Origin of the sequence: Fulvivirga lutea (assembly GCF_017068455.1) — a bacterium.
GTDB lineage: Bacteria > Bacteroidota > Bacteroidia > Cytophagales > Cyclobacteriaceae > Fulvivirga > Fulvivirga lutea.
Window position 1 is genome coordinate 708,712 of record NZ_CP070608.1, and the last position, 19,029, is coordinate 727,740.

General features: G+C 35.5%; 17 protein-coding genes. 3 read left to right on the forward strand and 14 right to left on the reverse strand.

All coding sequences use genetic code 11. The annotated features are described in order from the left end of the window. Positions 1 to 20 precede the first annotated feature (20 nt). The 11 genes from JR347_RS03390 to JR347_RS03440 all read right to left on the reverse strand — a co-directional run bounded on the left by JR347_RS03390 (position 21) and on the right by JR347_RS03440 (position 13,987). On the reverse strand, positions 21 to 524 hold the full coding sequence (locus JR347_RS03390) for a nucleoside/nucleotide kinase family protein (protein ID WP_205722648.1): 504 nt from the start codon (positions 522 to 524) through the stop codon (positions 21 to 23). Between the two features lie 3 nt (positions 525 to 527). After that, the gene (locus JR347_RS03395; RefSeq protein WP_205722649.1) at positions 528 to 2,291 is read right to left on the reverse strand and encodes an AMP-dependent synthetase/ligase; all 1,764 of its coding nucleotides are present in this window, start codon (positions 2,289 to 2,291) and stop codon (positions 528 to 530) included. Positions 2,292 to 2,344: 53 nt separating this feature from the next. Next, complete coding sequence (locus JR347_RS03400) at positions 2,345 to 4,177, reverse strand: tetratricopeptide repeat protein (protein ID WP_235689744.1); 1,833 nt, start codon at positions 4,175 to 4,177, stop codon at positions 2,345 to 2,347. Between the two features lie 373 nt (positions 4,178 to 4,550). After that, positions 4,551 to 6,230: an Ig-like domain-containing protein gene (locus tag JR347_RS03405; protein WP_205722651.1), complete on the reverse strand. Its 1,680-nt coding sequence runs from the start codon at positions 6,228 to 6,230 to the stop codon at positions 4,551 to 4,553. Then, positions 6,227 to 7,102: a class I SAM-dependent methyltransferase gene (locus JR347_RS03410; RefSeq protein WP_205722652.1), complete on the reverse strand. Its 876-nt coding sequence runs from the start codon at positions 7,100 to 7,102 to the stop codon at positions 6,227 to 6,229. The genes JR347_RS03405 and JR347_RS03410 overlap by 4 nt, the downstream gene beginning before the upstream one ends. A 1-nt stretch (position 7,103) precedes the next feature. Continuing rightward, complete coding sequence (gene mnmG / locus JR347_RS03415) at positions 7,104 to 8,966, reverse strand: tRNA uridine-5-carboxymethylaminomethyl(34) synthesis enzyme MnmG (protein ID WP_205722653.1); 1,863 nt, start codon at positions 8,964 to 8,966, stop codon at positions 7,104 to 7,106. A 66-nt stretch (positions 8,967 to 9,032) separates the two neighbouring features. Next, positions 9,033 to 9,461: an rRNA maturation RNase YbeY gene (ybeY, locus tag JR347_RS03420; protein ID WP_205722654.1), complete on the reverse strand. Its 429-nt coding sequence runs from the start codon at positions 9,459 to 9,461 to the stop codon at positions 9,033 to 9,035. Next, positions 9,462 to 9,863 carry an ATP-binding protein gene (locus JR347_RS03425; RefSeq protein ID WP_205722655.1) on the reverse strand — a complete coding sequence of 134 codons (402 nt, stop codon included), beginning with the start codon at positions 9,861 to 9,863 and terminating at the stop codon, positions 9,462 to 9,464. Further along, positions 9,860 to 13,228 (reverse strand): DUF4175 family protein, encoded by a 3,369-nt coding sequence (locus tag JR347_RS03430; protein WP_235689745.1) that lies wholly within the window; start codon positions 13,226 to 13,228, stop codon positions 9,860 to 9,862. Before JR347_RS03430 ends, JR347_RS03425 begins: the two co-directional genes overlap by 4 nt. Before the next feature lie 64 nt (positions 13,229 to 13,292). Continuing rightward, complete coding sequence (locus tag JR347_RS03435; protein WP_205722656.1) at positions 13,293 to 13,649, reverse strand: hypothetical protein; 357 nt, start codon at positions 13,647 to 13,649, stop codon at positions 13,293 to 13,295. Then, positions 13,646 to 13,987: a carboxymuconolactone decarboxylase family protein gene (locus JR347_RS03440; RefSeq protein WP_205722657.1), complete on the reverse strand. Its 342-nt coding sequence runs from the start codon at positions 13,985 to 13,987 to the stop codon at positions 13,646 to 13,648. Before JR347_RS03440 ends, JR347_RS03435 begins: the two co-directional genes overlap by 4 nt. Positions 13,988 to 14,028: 41 nt before the next feature. Here JR347_RS03440 and JR347_RS03445 point away from each other — a divergent pair, with 41 nt between their 5' ends. Beyond that, complete coding sequence (locus tag JR347_RS03445; protein WP_205722658.1) at positions 14,029 to 14,706, forward strand: ComF family protein; 678 nt, start codon at positions 14,029 to 14,031, stop codon at positions 14,704 to 14,706. 4 nt (positions 14,707 to 14,710) lie between these two features. Here JR347_RS03445 and JR347_RS03450 read toward each other — a convergent pair whose 3' ends face one another. Both JR347_RS03450 and JR347_RS03455 read right to left on the reverse strand, forming a co-directional pair. Further along, on the reverse strand, positions 14,711 to 15,988 hold the full coding sequence (locus JR347_RS03450) for a toxin-antitoxin system YwqK family antitoxin (protein ID WP_205722659.1): 1,278 nt from the start codon (positions 15,986 to 15,988) through the stop codon (positions 14,711 to 14,713). A gap of 159 nt (positions 15,989 to 16,147) precedes the next feature. Further along, positions 16,148 to 16,534 (reverse strand): RidA family protein, encoded by a 387-nt coding sequence (locus tag JR347_RS03455; RefSeq protein WP_205722660.1) that lies wholly within the window; start codon positions 16,532 to 16,534, stop codon positions 16,148 to 16,150. A gap of 41 nt (positions 16,535 to 16,575) precedes the next feature. On the opposite strand from JR347_RS03455, the gene JR347_RS03460 reads away from it, so the two are divergent. Both JR347_RS03460 and JR347_RS03465 read left to right on the forward strand, forming a co-directional pair. Then, entirely contained in the window at positions 16,576 to 17,151 is a 576-nt protein-coding gene (locus JR347_RS03460) for an LOG family protein (protein WP_205722661.1), read from the forward strand. A 63-nt stretch (positions 17,152 to 17,214) separates the two neighbouring features. Then, on the forward strand, positions 17,215 to 18,492 hold the full coding sequence (locus JR347_RS03465; RefSeq protein WP_205722662.1) for an aspartyl protease family protein: 1,278 nt from the start codon (positions 17,215 to 17,217) through the stop codon (positions 18,490 to 18,492). Here JR347_RS03465 and JR347_RS03470 read toward each other — a convergent pair. After that, positions 18,489 to 18,956, reverse strand: a complete 468-nt coding sequence (locus JR347_RS03470; RefSeq protein ID WP_205722663.1) for a hypothetical protein — start codon at positions 18,954 to 18,956, stop codon at positions 18,489 to 18,491. The genes JR347_RS03465 and JR347_RS03470 overlap by 4 nt on opposite strands. Positions 18,957 to 19,029 lie beyond the last annotated feature (73 nt).

Here is a 19,029-nt window from a genome sequence, read left to right on the forward strand (position 1 = left end):
TATTTTTATGAATGGTAGGATTACTCTGATTTTATTATTTCGGAAATAATAATTGTACCATCAAAAGGTTTTGTTCCATCTAGCTTGAGGTCAATCCCTTGATCACTTATTTTTCCGTATTTCAGATAGCTATCCCATATGTGCGACACATAAATGATGGGTGTTTTTCCCCATCGGTCGTCTTTCATCTTGCGATTCAGAAAAGTAGCTTCATTAATATCAATAAAGATTTTGAAGTCAATTAATGATCTCAATTCATCATCGTGATAAATTAAAAAGCCTTCAGTAATTAGGTAGGGATATTTTTTAGATTCTTGTAAAACGGTTTTCCTTAGACTGTCGAAGTTTATACCGTTAGGATGCTCCCAATCGGTCATGCCATGAAAGGTGGGTAACTCTGCTTTATCCAATGCAAAATCATCCTGCGAAATAATCTTAACATTTTTTTCCCCGAGTTGGTCTTGTAATAACTTGGCCAATGTTGTTTTACCTGACCTGCTTACGCCACCAATTCCAATAATCATTACTTAAGCGTATAGTGAATCTATATCAGCCTGATATTTTGAAAGAATTACTTTTCTTTTCAATTTAAGCGTAGGCGTAAGCTCGCCCGATTCAATAGTCCATGAAGTAGGTAATAATTTAATTTTTTTGATTTTCTCATATTGAGCAAATGATTTATTCAACCTATCTACCTCTTTTTGAAATTTCTTCAAAACACGCTCATGTGCAATCATTTCTATATCGGTAGTATAATTGATTTTTTTAATCTCGCACCAATCGCGAAGTACTTCAAAAGCAGGTACGACTAAGGCAGATGGAAATTTCTCCCCTTCACCTATTACCATCACCTGTTCAATGAGTGTAGATTCTTTAAACTTATTTTCAATTAACTGAGGCGCGATGTATTTTCCTCCAGAAGTTTTAAAAATTTCTTTTTTACGATCGGTGATTTTCAAATATCTACCTTCCACCATTTCACCAATGTCACCCGTATGAAACCAGCCATCACTATCTAACACTTCGGCTGTGGCATCTGGTCGATTGAAATAGCCCATCATTACGCTTGGTCCTTTGGCCAATATTTCGCCATCTTCCCCAAACTTCACTTCAACTCTCGGTAGCAGTGGACCTACACAACCTATCCTAACATCTTTAGGGTCGTCTCGTGTAAAGCTAATTCCGGGGGACGTTTCTGTGAGGCCGTAGGCCTCCAAAATTTTTATTTGTGCCGACCAAAAAACTCGAGCCAATCTGGGTTGAAGTGCTGCCGCTCCAGAAACTATAAACTGAACATTGCCACCGAGAGCTTCACGCCACTTACTAAATATTAGTTTGTTGGCTATTGCCAGTTTTAATTTATATATAAAACTATGTGATTTATTGGGCTCATACTTATCACCCAATTGAAGTGCCCAAAAGAAGAGCTGTTTTTTTATACCTGTGAGTGAATAGCCTTTGGCAACAATTTTATCATATACTTTTTCAAGTAATCGTGGCACCGTGGCGAAAAACTGGGGCTTTACTTCTTTTAAGTTTTCACCAATGGTATCCATACTCTCGGCATAATAAATACTTACGCCCAAACGCATATAGGTATATAATCCTGTTCGCTCAAATATGTGGCACAGTGGCAGGAAACTTAACGTACGATATCCTTTCTCCACGTTTGGAAAAATTTCTTCTACAGATGCAGAATTAGAGAGTATGTTTTTATGGCTTAACATTACTCCTTTAGGATTACCTGTGGTTCCGGAGGTATAAATTATTGTGGCCAGATCTTCTGTTTTAATTGAATCCCTTCTGGCATTGATCTCGTCTATATCGGATTGGCCGGGCTGTTTGAATAAGTTCTTCCAGAATTCGAATTTTTGATTTTCATCGAAGCAGTAAAGTTCAACCGGTTGATTTAGTTTGTCTTTTACACTTTCAATTTTCTCGCAGATTTCAACGTCACCACAAAAGACTCTCTTAATGGAAGCATCATTAATTATAAATGCATAATCACCTGGTGTTGAGTTAGGATACATGGGTACACCAATTGCTCCTATTTGCGTAACAGCAAAATCTGTAATTACCCATTCTGGCCTGTTGAAGGATACTATTCCGACTTTATCGTCTTTTTGTACTTCTTTATTGATAAGCCCAGCACTGAGTTGGTTCACTAATTCTTTAAACTCTTGGGTTGATATTGTTTGCCACTTTCCATCAACCTTATTGGCTAATGAATCATCAAGCGGGCATTCTTCGAGTTGATAGTCGAGTGTATCGAACAGACGGTTTATCTCCATGATAAATTATTTTGGAGATTAAATTAACAAAAAAACTAGAGATCGTATTACATCTAGTTAACAAGCTGCTCGCGGGCATCGAAATCGCCACGAAGTTCTCTGAATCTTTTGCGAGCTTCAGCAATAAAAACACTGCCCGGATACTTCGTTAAAAAATTTCTGTAGTATTCCATAGCCCGTTCCTTTTCGTTAAGCTGTCGGTCATAAATATCAGCAATTGAAAAATAAGCATCGTCACTTAGTATATCAGATCCATACTGCTCCACTATTCTGTCGAGCAAAGAAATTGATTCAGTAAATTTTCCTTCTTTTTTTAGCAAATCAGCTTTTAGCCAGAGGAGTTCATCTGTAAGTGAATGGTTTGGAAAATTAGTGAGCATGGAATCGATCTTAAGTTTTGCTTGTTCCGTTTTATGCTGAAAAAGTAGCAATTCTATGTTGGCATACTCTTGTAGTGCTACATCTGAAGTATCTAATACTGTATTATCTTTAATAAGAAGACTTAATGCCATGGCATCATTCGCAATTTCCCGGGTGGTTGCTTCTTTTAAAATATCCAGATGTTCTTCAGCCAATTTAAAATTTCCTTTATAGTATGATAATTTGGCATTTTTTAATTTTGCTATATAGCCAAGATCATCTTCTTTATTCGATTTTTCCACCTGAGAATACAAGAGAGAAGACTCCCACGATTCTCCTTTGAGTAAATAAATATCACCTAAATCTAATTTTGATTTCGACTTAATTTCGGGGTTAGCGCGTGGTGTTTCAACAATTTTTTCAAGTATAGCTATAGCTGAATCCTTTTCATCTAAATAAAATGCATGTAGCAGTGCCTTGTTCCTTAGTGCTTCTAACGTGTTTCTACTAACTCCTAACTCCTTGATAAATTCATTATAATCATTCACCAGATTTCTTATTTCTCTTTCATCAATGGGGTAAGTATTCCTTACACGTTGCTCATAAGATCGGATCAAATACATTTTAGCCAGAAGATAATTATTCGAGCCAGGGTAGTTTTGAATCAAATAGCTGAAAATTTTTATCGCATTGTTATAATCATTGTTATTCAAGGCAATCATACCAATGTTCAATGTGCGGCTTCCTTCTGATCTTAATCTTTTATCAATTGCTCTTGCTTGCAGAAATGCCCCATAGAAATTTTTCTGCTGGAGATTTACCCATATAAGAAGCTCCGAATAAACTTCACTTTGTGGGTTTTGCTGGATTTTATCATATAAAAGTCGTTCTAAACTTTGCAACTCATCCGGTTTGTTCAACAAAGTTTGGAGCGTGTTTTTTACTGAACTGAGATTAGCCGGATTTTGAATAACATAGTTTAGATATTCTTCAACCATTTTATCCTTCTCGTTCATGATACGATAAATATTCGCAAGCTCCAGTGAGAACAAGTAAGGATTATTCAAAGCGGTTCGTCCTTCCGTAAATGTTAAAACAGCATATTGTGTCAATTTTTTGTTTACAAAATAATCGGCTGTGATGCTGACGAGATAATTATCGTATTTAATATCATCAATGACATTTTTAAAATAAATGTCAGATTGATTTTCACCTTCTTCCGTAAAAATTAATAAACCTAGATCTAATTTATAATAGAGATTTTCGGGAAATCGTTTTATTAACTTCTTGATATACTTTTCTGCATCATTATAATTGGCCGTTTCCAGTAACAAGAAATAGTAGTTGTTATGAATGAGTGTGATATTATTAAAGTCTTTGGCGAGATCCTCGTATAGTGTGCGTGCCTTTTCATATTCACCCTGTCCATAATACTCGTTGGCCAATTGAATTTCGGTGGTTTGCTGCGCAAGAATATTAGTCGCTACAAACAGTAATAATAAAATCGTTTTTGAAGTTTTATTCACAATACCCACAGAGCAATATTATATATATATTATAAATTAAAAACTATTATTAATTATTACTATGTGGATACGTGGATAATTAATCAAGAGTTTATTTGGTTATGTAGATTGTTGGTAAGAAGTTGAAGACTATATTAATTATTAACATAAAATTATTTTGTAAGTTATTGATTATAAATGGCTTAAGTACCATTAGTGGATAACATGGTGTTTTTGTTGATAAAATATTTATGGGTTTACGTTGTTAAGAAAGTGTGGGTATTTGATCAAAATTTGTTTACAGAATACAGCTAGTTGTTTGTTGAATATTGATCTGATGTAAAGTATGTATATAGGTCATACCTGTAAACAGGTTATCCCGTATTTATCCACACTAAAAAGTGATGATATTTGGACCTAATTCCCAGTTAGCTCTTATAGTAAGTTGCTTATTGTCTTCATCGTTAGTGTAGAATACAACTGGTTCTGGTAGAATGTTGAGATTTATATTACCTGGATCCCATCTGCCATTTTTGTTCTTGTCAACTAGGACTCTTACTAGATAATCGCCAGGGTTAACCTTATCAAATGAAAATATATGAACGTTCTGTTTTTCCTGGACAATTTTAAATTGAGGCGTAAGTAGTTGCACAATGAAATCCGTCTCTTCAGTATTAATTTCAACTAGTAGTGTTCCTGTATTGGATAGTTGTGCAAAGGCTAAATTACTTTGTTGTTGATTTGTTGAATCTGAATCTACCGAAACAAAGGCGCCATGACCTACATATAAGTGGGGTTTAGGTGGTGGGGTTCTTTTAACAGAATCTGAACGGTTGGTTGAAACTTGTTCTTGTTCTGTTTCTTTTGACTCAAAGAGACTTTTATTGATGGTATATTCAAGATCAAATCGGTCTAGGTACTTATTCGCTTTCAAATAATTAGAAGTATCTAGTTTGATGAGATTTAGTGAGTCTAGAAAAAGATAAATGCTATCGAAGTTATAGCTGATAATGGGTTTGTTAAATGATATAGATCCTTTCAATAATCCATCTGATTGGTATACTTTTTCTAAGTTGATTTTTGAATTGAATTCTTTGGGTTGTCTTACGGTTTCTTCAAACTTTACCATGATTGTGTCTAAGGACTGGGTGCCTAGACTATCGGTGGCAATGACATATGTTTCTGTGCTGTCCAGAGTAATGTTATTATTAAATATCTGGATGTTGGTTTGATTTTCATCAGTGAAGTTTGAATATAATTCTATGGTATCCGTGTTGATGAGTGAATAATCAATAATGTTTTTATTGTACTTGATTTCGAATATAGTACCGTTTTGTCTTGCACTAATCAATGCCAGAGGTTTGGCATTTGTTGAAGTGGTAATTATGTCAATTTTAGAAATAGAACTATCGAGTTTAATGGTACTCTCTATAAATCCATGCGATTCTTCATCCAATTCTAATTTCAGGTTTTTGTTTTTATCAGATACGGCATAAATATTATAGTTACCGTTTTTTATATTTTCAAATTTGTAGATTCCTTTGTCGCTTGCTTTGGTAAAGTATAGGGGTTTGTCTTCAAAGATGTTTAGAGTGTCTTGAGCGTTGTAGAGAAATAGAGAATAATTACTACCGGGTTTATCCGTAAGAATATCCTTAACCGATCCTTTAATAAATAGTGAGTCAAGATAACTACCAGTACTAAATGCCAGCTTTAAATCTTCAGGACTATTTCCTTCAGTAAGATCTTGAATGCCCTCTCTAAAGTTGATAGTGTAGGTTGTACTGTCGGGTAGGTATTCATCAAATTCGATATAGACCTTATCTTTTCTAATCTTATATTTTTTTTCTATTTCCGTCTGCGGTGATATAATAATCTGATCATCAGCTTTGTTGAGTTTAACATACTCATCAAATACTAATTCAATTTCTTTGGTTTTAACATTGATGCTTTTATTCTTCGGGTTCGAGCTAACAAGGTTTGGTGGATCCTGATCTTTTGGGCCTCCTGTTGGGGCGGTTTGATTTGCACAGCTGGCAAGAAATAATATTACTAACGGCAGGTACCTCCTCATTTTTTGGATACTATATAAATATGACTGGAATATTCGTTTGTTATTTTTCCATAACGGTTTGATTTATAGCCTGTTATGAAAGAATTAATGAATTTTTTTGAGTTGTATTTGTAGCTATTGCTGAGCAAAGAAACATAAAACGAGTCGAAGAGCATAGGTTTTGTTTCTTCAAGTTTTAGTTGGTGTTTTTTGAGCAGTGTTCGGAAAGTATCTTTTGTAAAATGATAGAGATGCCTCGGAACATCGTATGCAGCCCAATATTCTTTGAAGTATTGGGCATCATAGCTCTCAGGATTAGGTACGGCTATAATTAGTTTTCCCCTATCTGTTAGATGATGTTTTAGTTTATCGATTATACTATTGAGATCATGTACATGTTCTAGCACATGCCATAAAGTAATAATATTAAATTTTTGATTCTCATCAACTTGATCAATTGATGAGTGAATATTCGATTTAACAGATTCTATTGTTTGTGCAGAGGCACTAGGCTCAACACCGGTTACGTTCCATCCTTTGGTTAGCGCAGCCTCTAAAAAATGACCCGTACCACAACCATAATCCAATAGTGTTTTCTCAGTTGAATAGTTTTCAATGAGTTGAACCTTTTTCTTTAATGAGAATTTGCGAATGATTTTATAGAGGAAATCAATAATACTTTTACTTCTATTAGAATGAGAAATATATTCTTCGCTTTCATAATAAGTAGATATACTTTCTACTGTAGGTCTGGGATTGGTAAAAAGAAATGAGCAGGCATCGCATTGAACTATCACGAACGACTCATCACTAACAGTGTAGTCTTTACATATGATGTGGTTAGTAAACTTGGCTGACTGACAAACGGGACAGCACTCTAATTTCTCAAACATACTATCTTGAAAGATATACCATTAATATAGAAATGTCTGATGGAGAAACACCGCTTATTCTACTGGCCTGGCCAATTGTTTTGGGCTTTATTTTAATAAGCTTTTGCATAGCTTCTGCGGATAGAGCTTTAATTTCTGTGTAGTCAAAGTTGTCGCGTATCTTTTTATTTTCTAAAGATTCCATTTTTTCCGCAAGTTGCCTTTCTTTTTCGATGTAGGTCTCATACTTAACAGAAACTTCTGCTTGAAAAAGTGTATCTTCTTGATATTCAGAGATATAAGCATTCAATTCTTGATTTAATTTGGCTAAATCATTGATGCCTACTTCTGGTCGTCTTAATAGGTTTATTACCGGAACCCTCTGTTTGAGTGTAGCAGTATTTAATTCGGAAAGAGCTCCATTTGATTCATCGGGTTCGATTCGTTTTTGGTTAAGGTCATTGATTAGCCTGTTCAAATCATTTTTCTTGTCAAATAGTTTTTCCAGTCGATCATCAGATGCCAATCCGATACTATGCCCTTTTTCAGTTAAGCGAATGTCAGCATTGTCTTGTCTTAATAAAATTCTGAATTCTGCACGAGATGTAAACATTCGGTAAGGCTCTTCAGTACCTTTATTAATTAGATCATCTATCAATACACCGATATAAGCTTCTGATCTTTTTAAGACAAACTCATCTTTATCATTAATTTTATTGTGTGCGTTAATACCGGCTACCAGTCCCTGGCATGCTGCCTCTTCATATCCAGTAGTTCCATTTATCTGTCCAGCAAAATAAAGGTTTTGCACCAGCTTGGTTTCTAGTGTAAGGCTTAGTTGTGTAGGTGGAAAATAATCATACTCTATAGCGTAACCGGGCCTAAACATTTTGGCTTTCTCAAACCCAGGTATTTGAATGAGTGCTTTATGTTGGACATCTTCAGGTAGAGAAGTTGAAAATCCATTCACATATATTTCAACGGTGTTCCAACCTTCTGGCTCAACGAAAATTTGATGTCTATCGCGTTCAGCGAATCTGTTTATCTTATCTTCTATAGAAGGGCAATATCTAGGGCCAACACCCTGGATTCTACCATTGAACATAGGAGACTTGTCAAAGCCTGTTTGTAGAATCTCGTGAACAGTATTGTTCGTATACGTGATGTGACAACTTCTTTGTTCGGATAAAGGTTTGGTATCTGAATATGAAAACTTACCTGGCACTTCGTCACCTTTCTGTTCTTCCATTTTGGAGAAGTCTAAGCTACGTGCATCTACTCGAGGTGGCGTACCTGTTTTCATTCTTCCTGACTCAAAACCTAATTGAACTAGCTGTTCGGTTATTCCAGTAGCTGCTCTCTCGCCAGTTCTGCCACCGCCAAACTGTTTTTCACCAATATGAATGAGACCATTCAGGAATGTTCCATTAGTTAGTACAACAGCTTTTGCCTTTATTTCTAGACCTAAAGAAGTGGTGACTCCTGTTACTTTTCCGTTTTCTACGATGATACCTGTGGCCATTTCCTGCCAGAAGTCTACGTTGGGATTGTGTTCCAAAGCTAATCTCCATTCTTCAGCAAAACGCATTCTATCATTTTGTGTACGTGGACTCCACATGGCAGGACCTTTTGATTTGTTGAGCATGCGAAATTGAATCATAGATTTGTCAGAAATAATTCCTGACATTCCGCCTAGTGCATCTATTTCTCTAACTATTTGTCCTTTAGCTATTCCACCCATTGCAGGATTACAAGACATTTGCGCAATGGTGTTCATGTTCATAGTTACTACCAAAACTTTAGAACCCATGGTTGCTGCCGCATGTGCAGCTTCGCAACCGGCATGTCCTGCCCCTACTACTATAACATCGTATTTATCAAACATATTATTATAAGTGTTCCACGTGGAACATTAACATTTTGTATTCACTAGATGTTCCACGTGGAACATCTATTTTATTTCGGAGAACAAAGATAGGCAAGCATCTTCTTTTTTTCGCATCTCGGTCTTTTGAGATTCTGTTTTATCTGCATAGCCTAAAAGGTGCAGCAGGCCATGAGCCATTACGCGATGAAGTTCTTCCTGAAAGGAGACTTTAAATGAATTGGCATTTTCAGTTACTCTTTCTGTACTGATAAAAATGTCGCCTTCAATGGTATTTTTAATCTCCGAATTATCGAACGTAATGATATCGGTGTAATCATCATGTTCTAAATAGGAAACATTTATGGAGTGCAAGTACTCGTCTGAACAAAAGATGTAGTTCAATTCTTCGAGTTCAAATTCATTTTCACTTATGATTTTTTTAAGCCAGGAAGTAACGATTTTTGAATTCTCAATGGGTTGAGGAACATCTTCATTAAAAAAGTGAATGGCCATTTAGCTGATGTAAAAACCCAACCTTACTACTTTTCCTTCTTCTTCGAAGGTTACTTCATCTGCCAGATGCTTCATAAGAAAGATGCCACGCCCACCAGGCTTTTCGAGATTTTCAGGAGCGGTAGGGTCTGGAAGGTTTTGAAAGTCAAATCCACTACCCTCATCCTCAACATTGAAATTGATTCTACCGTCCTCAAGAAGTAATGTGAGCGTCACATTCTTTTGTTTGTCGTTTTTGTTACCGTGTTTGATGGCATTATTTACGGCTTCTGTAACGGCAATCATAATGTTACCATAAATGTCATCGTTTAATTGAAACTTATCTTTTGCATTATCGATAAAGCTTTCAATCATTCTGATGTTCTCAGTGAGTGATGGTACCTGTATTTTAATTGAGTTCATTCTGATTTGATGTTATCTGTAGTGTTTCCAATTCGTTTGAAATACTCATTTACCTCATCCTTATAATAGGGGTATAATTTAGGAGGAATTGTTTTTAAAAGCTCAATTTCTTGCTCTTTTAATTTGAAATAATTTTCAAAGGCATCTGGGATGACCTTTTCATAATCATTAGCTGTTTCTCCCTTACGCTTTTGATCGAGCTCTTGCTCTCTTAGTGCTTCTTCAGATTCGAGGAGTCTTGTAAGTATTTCTTTCTGTCTGCGTATGGTTTCTTCTGTTAATTGCTTGTTTACCAAATCTTTTTCAGTTTCTTCCATTTTTTCAGCAATTCCGTCACCGGGCTTATTGACTCCTTCCATTTGCCCAGCTTTTTGCTGTGCTTCTTCTAATGCTTTTCGTATTCTTTCTTGCTGCGCGGCCATTTCTGCCAGTTCTTCGGAAAGCTGACGTCCTTTTTTGCCACTCCCTTTAAGTTCTTCAATCTTGTTATTCAGCTGTTGTTGTAATTCACTTAAAGAAGGAGTCTTGGGCTGACCAGGTTTTTTCTGAGGTTTACCCATGGCATCAGCCATAGCGTTTTGCATTTGTTGAAGCACATCATCAAGTAACAATGCCAGATTGTTCATGGAAGTCATGGCAAATTGCTGTTCAGCCACCGCTTGTGGTTTCTTTCTCTCTCTTATATATTCTACCGACTTATCCATACGCTCATTCATTTCTGTAACTTCTCTGGTAACAAATGAGGCAATTTGAAATACACGATTTGCTAAAGCCAATAAACTATCTTGTACAATTTGAGAATCGTCTTTCAACTTTAACTGTTTTTGAGATAGCTCAACAAACTTTGGATCACTTTGTCGTACTTCCTGAAATTCTGCCATCAATTCTTCCTGATCGAAAGAAAGTTTAATAAGATTATGAACAATGGCTCTTAGGTCTTCAAGGTTTTCCTGCATGGCCTGCATCTCCATACTTGCTTGCATTTGTTCCAGCTTTGCTGCCATTTCCTCCATCGCTTCTTTTGCTTTTTGTTGTTTTTGCCTTGACTGATCTTGCTGATTGTTCTCTAGAAACTCCTTGCTTTTTTGTTGGTTTTCCTTAATCAAATTTTGTTCATCACCTGTTTCAGGTAAAGATTCCGGATTTTTTAGCGATTGATTCTGCTTTTTTATATCTTCTAATTTCTCCTCTAATTGTGAAAACTCTTCTTGTAATTGCTCTTGTTTTTCTTTTAATTCCTGAGATGAATTATTTTCTAACTTATTATTATCATATTGATTTTTTTCTTCCAAACGCTGCTGCTTGCCGGATTTTTTCTCTTCCTGATCTTCCGGCCGCTGTGTTTCACGTATAAGGCTTTCCTGATCGTCAATTTGTTCCTTCAATTCATTGATGGTCTCGTTTAGGTCGTGCTCTAATTTCATCTTCTTGAAAAGTTCCAAAGTACGTTCGAGCTCTTGTTCAAGGTTTGTTTCCTTGTTATTAATCTTTTCGATCATCTCCTGAATACCTTCGAGATCTTCTTGCTCTTCCAAAAGTCTCTTTAACTCATCATATAATTTTTTGGTTTCTTCATCGAGAAGATCATCCATTAAGTTTTGAAGTTGCTCTACTTTTTCTTGAACCCGTTTGTCTTGCGGTGTAAAGCGCTCACGTTTTAACTCATTATTTCTATTTTGTTCTTTTAATTCATTAATAGCTTTATCAAGCTGTTCCCTTTTTTCAATCAAATCTTTAATTAATTTATTGTCTTGCCAGTTAAGCTCCTTTTTTCCTTTTACTCTTCTTTCGGCTTCATCTAATTGCTCTTTTAATTCTTTCGCATCCTTTAAGGTCTTATCGATATCACTTTTTGTTTGTTCGGCCACCTTATCTACTTCACTTTTTATTTCAGACTTCGATGGAACATTAAACTTGAATACACCTGTTTTGGTGGACTTGCTTCCATTGAAGCCATCATTATCCCACACTTGTAAATAGTAGCTAACCTCCTGGCCCTCAGAAAGTAGAGAGTCTACATTCCAGGTATAGTAAAAGCGTTGACTATTTTGTTTGATGTCAATTGGAATGGGTACAGCCATGAAATTAGATTCATCAATTGAGTAGTAAAGATTGAGTCTCCTTAGGCCATAGTCGTCAGAAATATTACCACCTAGACCTATTACTGAAAATAAGAGAGTATCCTGATAAATATTGGTTTCTATTTTCGGATATTGATCCTTAATAACATCGATTCTATAGTTAATAACATCTCTGTTATTGCTATTCGCATTTTTTAAGCTAATGGTATATTCTTCCGACTCTTTAGCTGTTTTAGCAGCCTCAAATATCTGATCATCAACCTGTTGTAATGCAAGTGACTTATCACTGCTGTTAAAATTAATGGTAACGGAATCTGCAGATGAAGTACTTAATTGCCATTTCAGGTTAGTACCTTCAGGCACCTGAACACTTCCTACATTTGATAAAAGTTCGGACTTCTTACTTAAATATTTGGGGTAGTTTAAATATATATTGAATGCTTTTAAGTCAGGCCTGCTTAAAACGTTGAGCTCGTACGTTTTTGAGTAGTAGCCGGCCGCTTCAAACTGTATAGACTTGGAATGTTGTATTTTATTGAAGGTGTATTGAAACAAGCCGTTTCCTACGGAAGCCATTTTCAATTTTCTTTCTCCATCATTTACATACACAGATGTAGGAATACTACTCCCTTCTAACTTCACTGATAATAGATAATCATCATTTTTAAAGGCTTGTAGGTTGCTACCGTCTAAAACAAAGTTGAAAGGAGCTTGGGGTATAAATTCAGTATTGAATTGACTGATACGCTTTGAGCTTTGTGTAATAATTTCAGGTTTAGATAAAATGATCAGAAGTAGAATACCCAAAGGAAAAAGGAGCCAAGGAAGGGATTTGACGTTTTCTGTATTGGAGACTGCTTCTGAGAACCTGACATCAGGAAGTTGATTTATTTTTTGATTGACACCTGCTACAGCAAGAGAGTTACTCGAATTAGATTGTAACTGTATGATATTCAATAACTTATCTCTTATTTCGGGAAAAGTGTTTCCTATTGATTTAGCTGCATCATCGTCTTTAATAGCCTTATTTAAATTGAATAGCTTGATAGCAGGCTTAACAATGTAAACAAACACCAATAAAACACATGACAGTATAAATGTGAAAAAGAGAAGGCTTCTTACACTTACTCCAAATTGAAAAGAGAATTCAAGGGTATTAAAAAGAATAAAAAGTGAAATCAAAATAGAAAAAGAAATTATAGTACCCTTAAAGACCAGGCTGATGATCTTTTTTCTTTTGAAGGATTCTATCTCCGACCGTATTATTTTCTCTTTCTCACTCAATAGTATAATTTCTTTACTGATTAGTTGATACGAATTAGGTATCCGTCAAGTTCAGGTTTAACATTTAAAATAACTGAACTTCACTTTCAAAATACTCGATTACATGCATTTTGAGTAATTTTTCCTGTTCCAATAAATCAAAGTGGGGAAGCTTTTTAGTTGGCCGCCAATGTGGCCAACCATCTTCATCTAACCCCTCTAGTTCATAAAACCCTGATAAGCTTAACACTTTGCAAATGGCAATGTGCATTAAATCCTGTTTTTCTTCCTTGTTAAAATTCTTTACTCCTTTCCCCAGTTCCTGAACACCAATTACAAAAAGTATGGCATTCAAATCTTTCGGTCGTTTACCGAGTACTTTTTGAAGGTTTAACCTTAGCTCATGCCATTTTCTTTCAAGCTCGAGATCTTTTTTAATCATGATAACTTTAGACTATCCCAATATTCTGTTGCTCTTCTTAGGTGGGGAATAACAATTGTTCCACCAATAAGGTTTGCAATGGCAAACGCTTCAAAAATTTGCTCGTCTGTGAACTTCATTTCATAACATTTACCCAGATGATATTTTACGCAATCGTCACACCGTAATACCATTGAACAAGTTAAACCCAAAAGTTCTTTTGTTTTACTGTCTAACGCTCCATCTGCAAAAGCATTGGTATCTAAATTAAATATTCGTTTGATTACTTTATTGTCAGCACCTAAAATGCGCTCATTCATTTTAGCCCTGTATTCATTAAAATCATTTACTAGTTCCATATTTTAGCGATTATATAAGCAAACAAAGATATTCCAAAGCATTGAGAATACTGGAAGATTTTATTTCGTTGTTTTTCCCCAACTTTTGCCTTGGCTGTAATCGTTCATTATATAAACAAGAGCGACTCGTTTGTGCTCATTGTATTTCAGAGGCAGCAAAAACCAATACACATTTAGAACATGATAATTTTATTAAAAGAAAGTTCGATGGTAAAATTCAGGTTGAGAATGCCTGGTCTTACTTTTATTTTCAAAAAGATGGTATTGCCCAAAACCTTATTCACCACTTAAAATATGAAAACAGGCCAGAATTGGGTGTTGAATTAGGCAAGCGATATGCCTCGGTATTAAAGGAGGTGATTAACCTTAATAAACCAGACTATATCGTACCTGTTCCGTTGCACTTTAAGAAATTGAAAAAAAGAGGCTACAATCAAAGTGCTGAATTCGCAAAAGGGCTAAGCCAAGTATTAGAAATTCCGTACTTAAATGGTTTGGAAAGAAAAATTGCAACCGAAACTCAGACAGCAAAATCAAGAATGCAACGTTGGGAGAATGTAAATACCATTTTTGGTGTCATTGATGATTCGGTAGTTAAGAAGCATATTTTGTTAGTAGATGATGTGATTACCACTGGCGCAACCATTGAAGCGTGTGCTCAAATTTTAATTGATGCTGGCTGCAAGGTTACAATTGCTACTTTAGCCAGTGTTAGGTGACGTGCTAATGCTTGATTTGTTCTTTTAGTTTACCACCACGGTAATAGTATTTCCATAACCCCGACTTTTCACCATCCTTAAACTCCCCTTCAGACTCAATATTTCCATTGCTATGAAAAAACTGCCATTTGCCTGTTTTTACACCATTATTAAATTGACCTAACTCTGCAAGAGTACCGTCACTTAAATAGTATTTCCATTCACCATGCGGAATGCCGTCTTTAAATGAGCAACTAATCTCTATTTTATTATTCGGATAATAATCAATTTTTATTCCGTTACCATCTTTTAAGGTGCCAGAAGTGAGGGTATCTCCAGATTCTGTTATGTAAGGACTAATGTTCCATATGGCTCCTAAGCGCCATGTTTCTTCTACTTTTAATGATCCATTTTCATGAAAAATGCCCCAAAGTCCATCTTCCAAACCATTTACAAAAGTTCCGATTGATTCTACTTTTCCATTCGGGTGATAGCTAAACCATTGGCCGTGTTGATCACCCAATTTGTAGCTACCTTCCTCCATTAATTGACCATTTTCATAAAAAAAGCGCCAGTTTCCGGTTCTAAGGTCATTTTCATAAAAACCGGTGATTCGAACTTTACCGTTAATGAAATAACTGCGATAGCTGTTTTCTTTTAAACCATTGTTGTACACTAACTGCTCTTCCAGGTTACCATTATCATAATAAAACCGCCAGACTTTATCTTTCAGGCCATTGGAATAATAACCTTCAACAATTAATTCCCTGAACAAATTATATTCTTTCCAAACGCCATGGGTGGTGTCATCTTTATATTCCGCCTCTATTATCAGCTCCCGATTTGGTGTGTATACCTGAACTATACCTTGTTTGGCACCATTCACATATTGCTCAACACGCTCTCTAATACCATTTTCATAATAGGTTGTCCAAACACCGTTTTTTCTTCCATTTTCGAACGAACCCTTCTTTTTATGGTAGCCATTTTTGTAGTATTCCAGATAATCTAATGGGGTTCCTGAGCGGTATTCAACTTTGGCCTTTAGGTTACCATCATCATAATAAAACCTCCATTTTCCATCTTTTTTATTCGCCACGTATTCACCTTCTTCAATGACAATTCCCTTTTCATTATAATATCTCCATAGGCCCTCTTTGCTTCCATTAACCAATTTACCTTGGCCCACAATGGTACTATCAGAATTATAAACTTTTACACTTTGATCTTGACTAATGCCGCTGTGCGACAACATTAGGCAGCCGAGAATTAAAACAGAAATGGTGATTTTATAATGAATCATTTTATAATGATGAACTTGCGTATATATTTGTATTCCAATTAAACTTTAAACAGATGTCAGCATTATTAGTTGTATTAGTTTTATTCGTGTTAGCAATATTATCGCCAAAGATTTTTCCTAACAAAATGTTTAGCAATAATAAGCACGATGTAAATAACTCTACTGAACAATAGCACTAGCTTCAATTTCAACCAGATAATCTGGGTCAATTAGTTTACTAACTTCTACCATAGAAGTAACGGGCTTAATTGATTTAAAGTATTCTCCATGTGCTTTGCCTATTTCGCTCCATAGGCTAATATCAGTAACATAAATTCTGGTTCGAATTATATCTTCCAATCGCCCTCCGGCTTTAAGAATATATTCTTCAATTATTTCCAGACATCTCTTCGTTTGTAAATAAGGGTCTCCTTTGCCATATAGTTCCCCATTTACGATGGACACCGTACCGGATGTCTCAATAACATTGCCAACTCTCACAGCACGTGAATAACCAACAATATCTTCCCATTTGGCTCCAGAGGAAAAGTTTTGTCTTGATTTCATTGGATTTATATTAAATTACGAACCATAACTTAGTTAAACTTATGAAGAATATCTGTGTTTTTTGCGGTTCGAGTTTTGGCAATTCGCCAGCCTATAAAAATTCAGCCATTGAATTAGGAGAATTATTAGCACAGAAAAAATATCGACTTGTATATGGAGGCGGAAATGTTGGATTAATGGGGGTAATTGCTGATACGGTTATTAAGTGCGGAGGAGAAGTAATAGGAGTAATTCCGGAATTCTTGCAGCAAAGGGAAGTGGGCCATACTGGGTTGACAGAACTAATAGTAGTGGATTCAATGCATCAAAGAAAGATGAAAATGGCAGAACTGGCGGATGCATTCATTGCAATGCCCGGAGGTTTTGGAACACTCGAAGAATTGGCAGAGATTACAACTTGGGTACAGCTTAATTTAATGAACAAGCCCATTGGTGTATTAAACGTGAATGGCTATTATAATCATTTACAGGAATTTATAGGAAAAATGAATAAGGAGAAATTTATTTCTGTTGAGAACAGTAATTTGATACAATTCGATAATCAACCAAAAGAGCTGCTGGCGCAATTAGAAAGTTCTAACGGTCAGAATAACAGCCTGTTAAGAAGTAAAATATAACATCAATCACATATCACCCAGAATGGGTTATTGTTATCATCATTAAAAGAAATAATGTTGTAGGTGTTTAAAAAGGAAAAACTTACGTATACTTCTTTTGTGGATAGAAAGGCTTTTTTATTACTTATAACTCTGTTTATTGGATTCGTTCAATTAAACGCACAAACTCTTGGGTTTAGGTTTATCAATGACCAGAAGCGTGTACGTATACCTTTTGAACTTTACAATAACCTAATCGTAGTACCGGTTATCCTGAACAATCAACTTCCTTTAAAATTTATTCTGGATACAGGGGTTCGTACTACCATTCTAACCGAAAAAGCCTATACCGATATACTTAATTTATCTTATTCCAAAAAATATACCATTGCAGGAATTGGAGATGATGTCGATGAAGGAATAGAGGCATACATTACGAATGGCGTTTCATTGACTTTACCGGGTGTGAAGGGAACAGGCCACGCCATGCTTGTGTTGGAAGAAGATTATCTGGAATTACGTAACTACCTCGGCACAGATGTACATGGTGTTTTAGGTTATGAGATATTTAGCCGATTTGTTGTAAAGGTAGATTACGACAACAAAATGTTGATGTTAACTACTCCGGAGTATTTTCATCCGAGTAGAAAATATGATGAATTGGACCTTTCAGTGGAAGATACCAAACCATACTTAACCGGAACGATCCAGTACGAAAATCAGGAGCCTATAAATTTGAAATTAATGGTTGATTCTGGAGCCAGCCATGGTTTATTGTTAGATACAGACTCTGATGAAAAATTATTCGTCCCGGAGAAAAACCTTAGAACCAATTTAGGAAGAGGGTTAGCAGGTGACATGTATGGTAAAATAGCAAGAATTGAAAAGTTAGAAATTGGGAATAGGTCCTGGAAGAACCCTCTTGCCACTTTTCCTGATGGCAATGATTTGCTCGATAGTTTAAAAGGATCAAATGTTTTTAGACATGGATCTATCGGTGGAGGCATTCTTACGCGCTTTAAAGTAATTTTCGATTTTCCTGAAGAGAAGATTTATTTAAAAAAAGGGAGAAAGTTTAAGTCGGACTTCACTTATAATTTGAGTGGCATTATTGTAAAAGCAAAAGGCAGCCGATTAAATACATTTGAAATAGTTGAAATTAGACCGGGCTCTGCTGGGGAAAAAGCGGGCTTTCAAGTCGGGGATCAAATCATTTCTGTAGATAATATTGATAAGTCAAGATTGAATCTGGAGCTGATCAATGGAATGTTGAACTCTCGCGAAAACAAGAAAGTGAGAATAGAAGTAGCAAGAGGCCAGGTTCACTACTCTGCCAGGTTCCGGTTGAAAAGTCAGATTTAAAATTTAACCAAATCAAGTAACCTCGATTTATTCTTTCTATACTTCTTAATCATGTATAGGTGCATCTTTTTAAACCGAATGGAGTTTAAAATGGATCGAGACAGTTTTTCCGAAGTAAGGTTTTCTTTAAGCAAGTAATCTTGGGCCTCACTATAACCCTCACTATAGTTTGAGTTTTTTAATACAGTAATCGGAATATCACGCGTATCGCTATTTTGAGTAAGCTTTTTTAGAATTTTTTTAATCTTAATTTTTTCTACATTATCATCAATTAAGATACAAGAAGGCTTGAACTTTCGAATTTTCCTAAATAAACCACTTAACTCAAAACCTATTTCCGCGTTAACTACGCTCGATTTTATTTGTTTAAGTTGTGTATAAACAGAACTTAACTCTATTGGGTTGTTACCTATTAAAAATACATTAATTGGTGACGAAGGTTGATTTTGACTAAGCGCTTCCATGGACAATTTATTTCTATGTAATTTAACTACTATTGAGGACTACTATTGTATTAAACGTGTAATTTTTATGTAA

Coding starts and splice junctions, on each gene's coding strand:
- ybeY (WP_205722654.1), bottom strand. CDS start 9,461: ATGGCCATTCACTTTTTTAATGAAGATGTTCCTCAACCCATTGAGAAT.
- JR347_RS03455 (WP_205722660.1), bottom strand. CDS start 16,534: ATGAAATCAAGACAAAACTTTTCCTCTGGAGCCAAATGGGAAGATATT.
- JR347_RS03410 (WP_205722652.1), bottom strand. CDS start 7,102: ATGTTTGAGAAATTAGAGTGCTGTCCCGTTTGTCAGTCAGCCAAGTTT.
- mnmG (WP_205722653.1), bottom strand. CDS start 8,966: ATGTTTGATAAATACGATGTTATAGTAGTAGGGGCAGGACATGCCGGT.
- JR347_RS03395 (WP_205722649.1), bottom strand. CDS start 2,291: ATGGAGATAAACCGTCTGTTCGATACACTCGACTATCAACTCGAAGAA.
- JR347_RS03460 (WP_205722661.1), top strand. CDS start 16,576: ATGAAGAATATCTGTGTTTTTTGCGGTTCGAGTTTTGGCAATTCGCCA.
- JR347_RS03450 (WP_205722659.1), bottom strand. CDS start 15,988: ATGATTCATTATAAAATCACCATTTCTGTTTTAATTCTCGGCTGCCTA.
- JR347_RS03470 (WP_205722663.1), bottom strand. CDS start 18,956: ATGGAAGCGCTTAGTCAAAATCAACCTTCGTCACCAATTAATGTATTT.
- JR347_RS03435 (WP_205722656.1), bottom strand. CDS start 13,649: ATGATTAAAAAAGATCTCGAGCTTGAAAGAAAATGGCATGAGCTAAGG.
- JR347_RS03390 (WP_205722648.1), bottom strand. CDS start 524: ATGATTATTGGAATTGGTGGCGTAAGCAGGTCAGGTAAAACAACATTG.
- JR347_RS03440 (WP_205722657.1), bottom strand. CDS start 13,987: ATGGAACTAGTAAATGATTTTAATGAATACAGGGCTAAAATGAATGAG.
- JR347_RS03425 (WP_205722655.1), bottom strand. CDS start 9,863: ATGAACTCAATTAAAATACAGGTACCATCACTCACTGAGAACATCAGA.
- JR347_RS03405 (WP_205722651.1), bottom strand. CDS start 6,230: ATGAGGAGGTACCTGCCGTTAGTAATATTATTTCTTGCCAGCTGTGCA.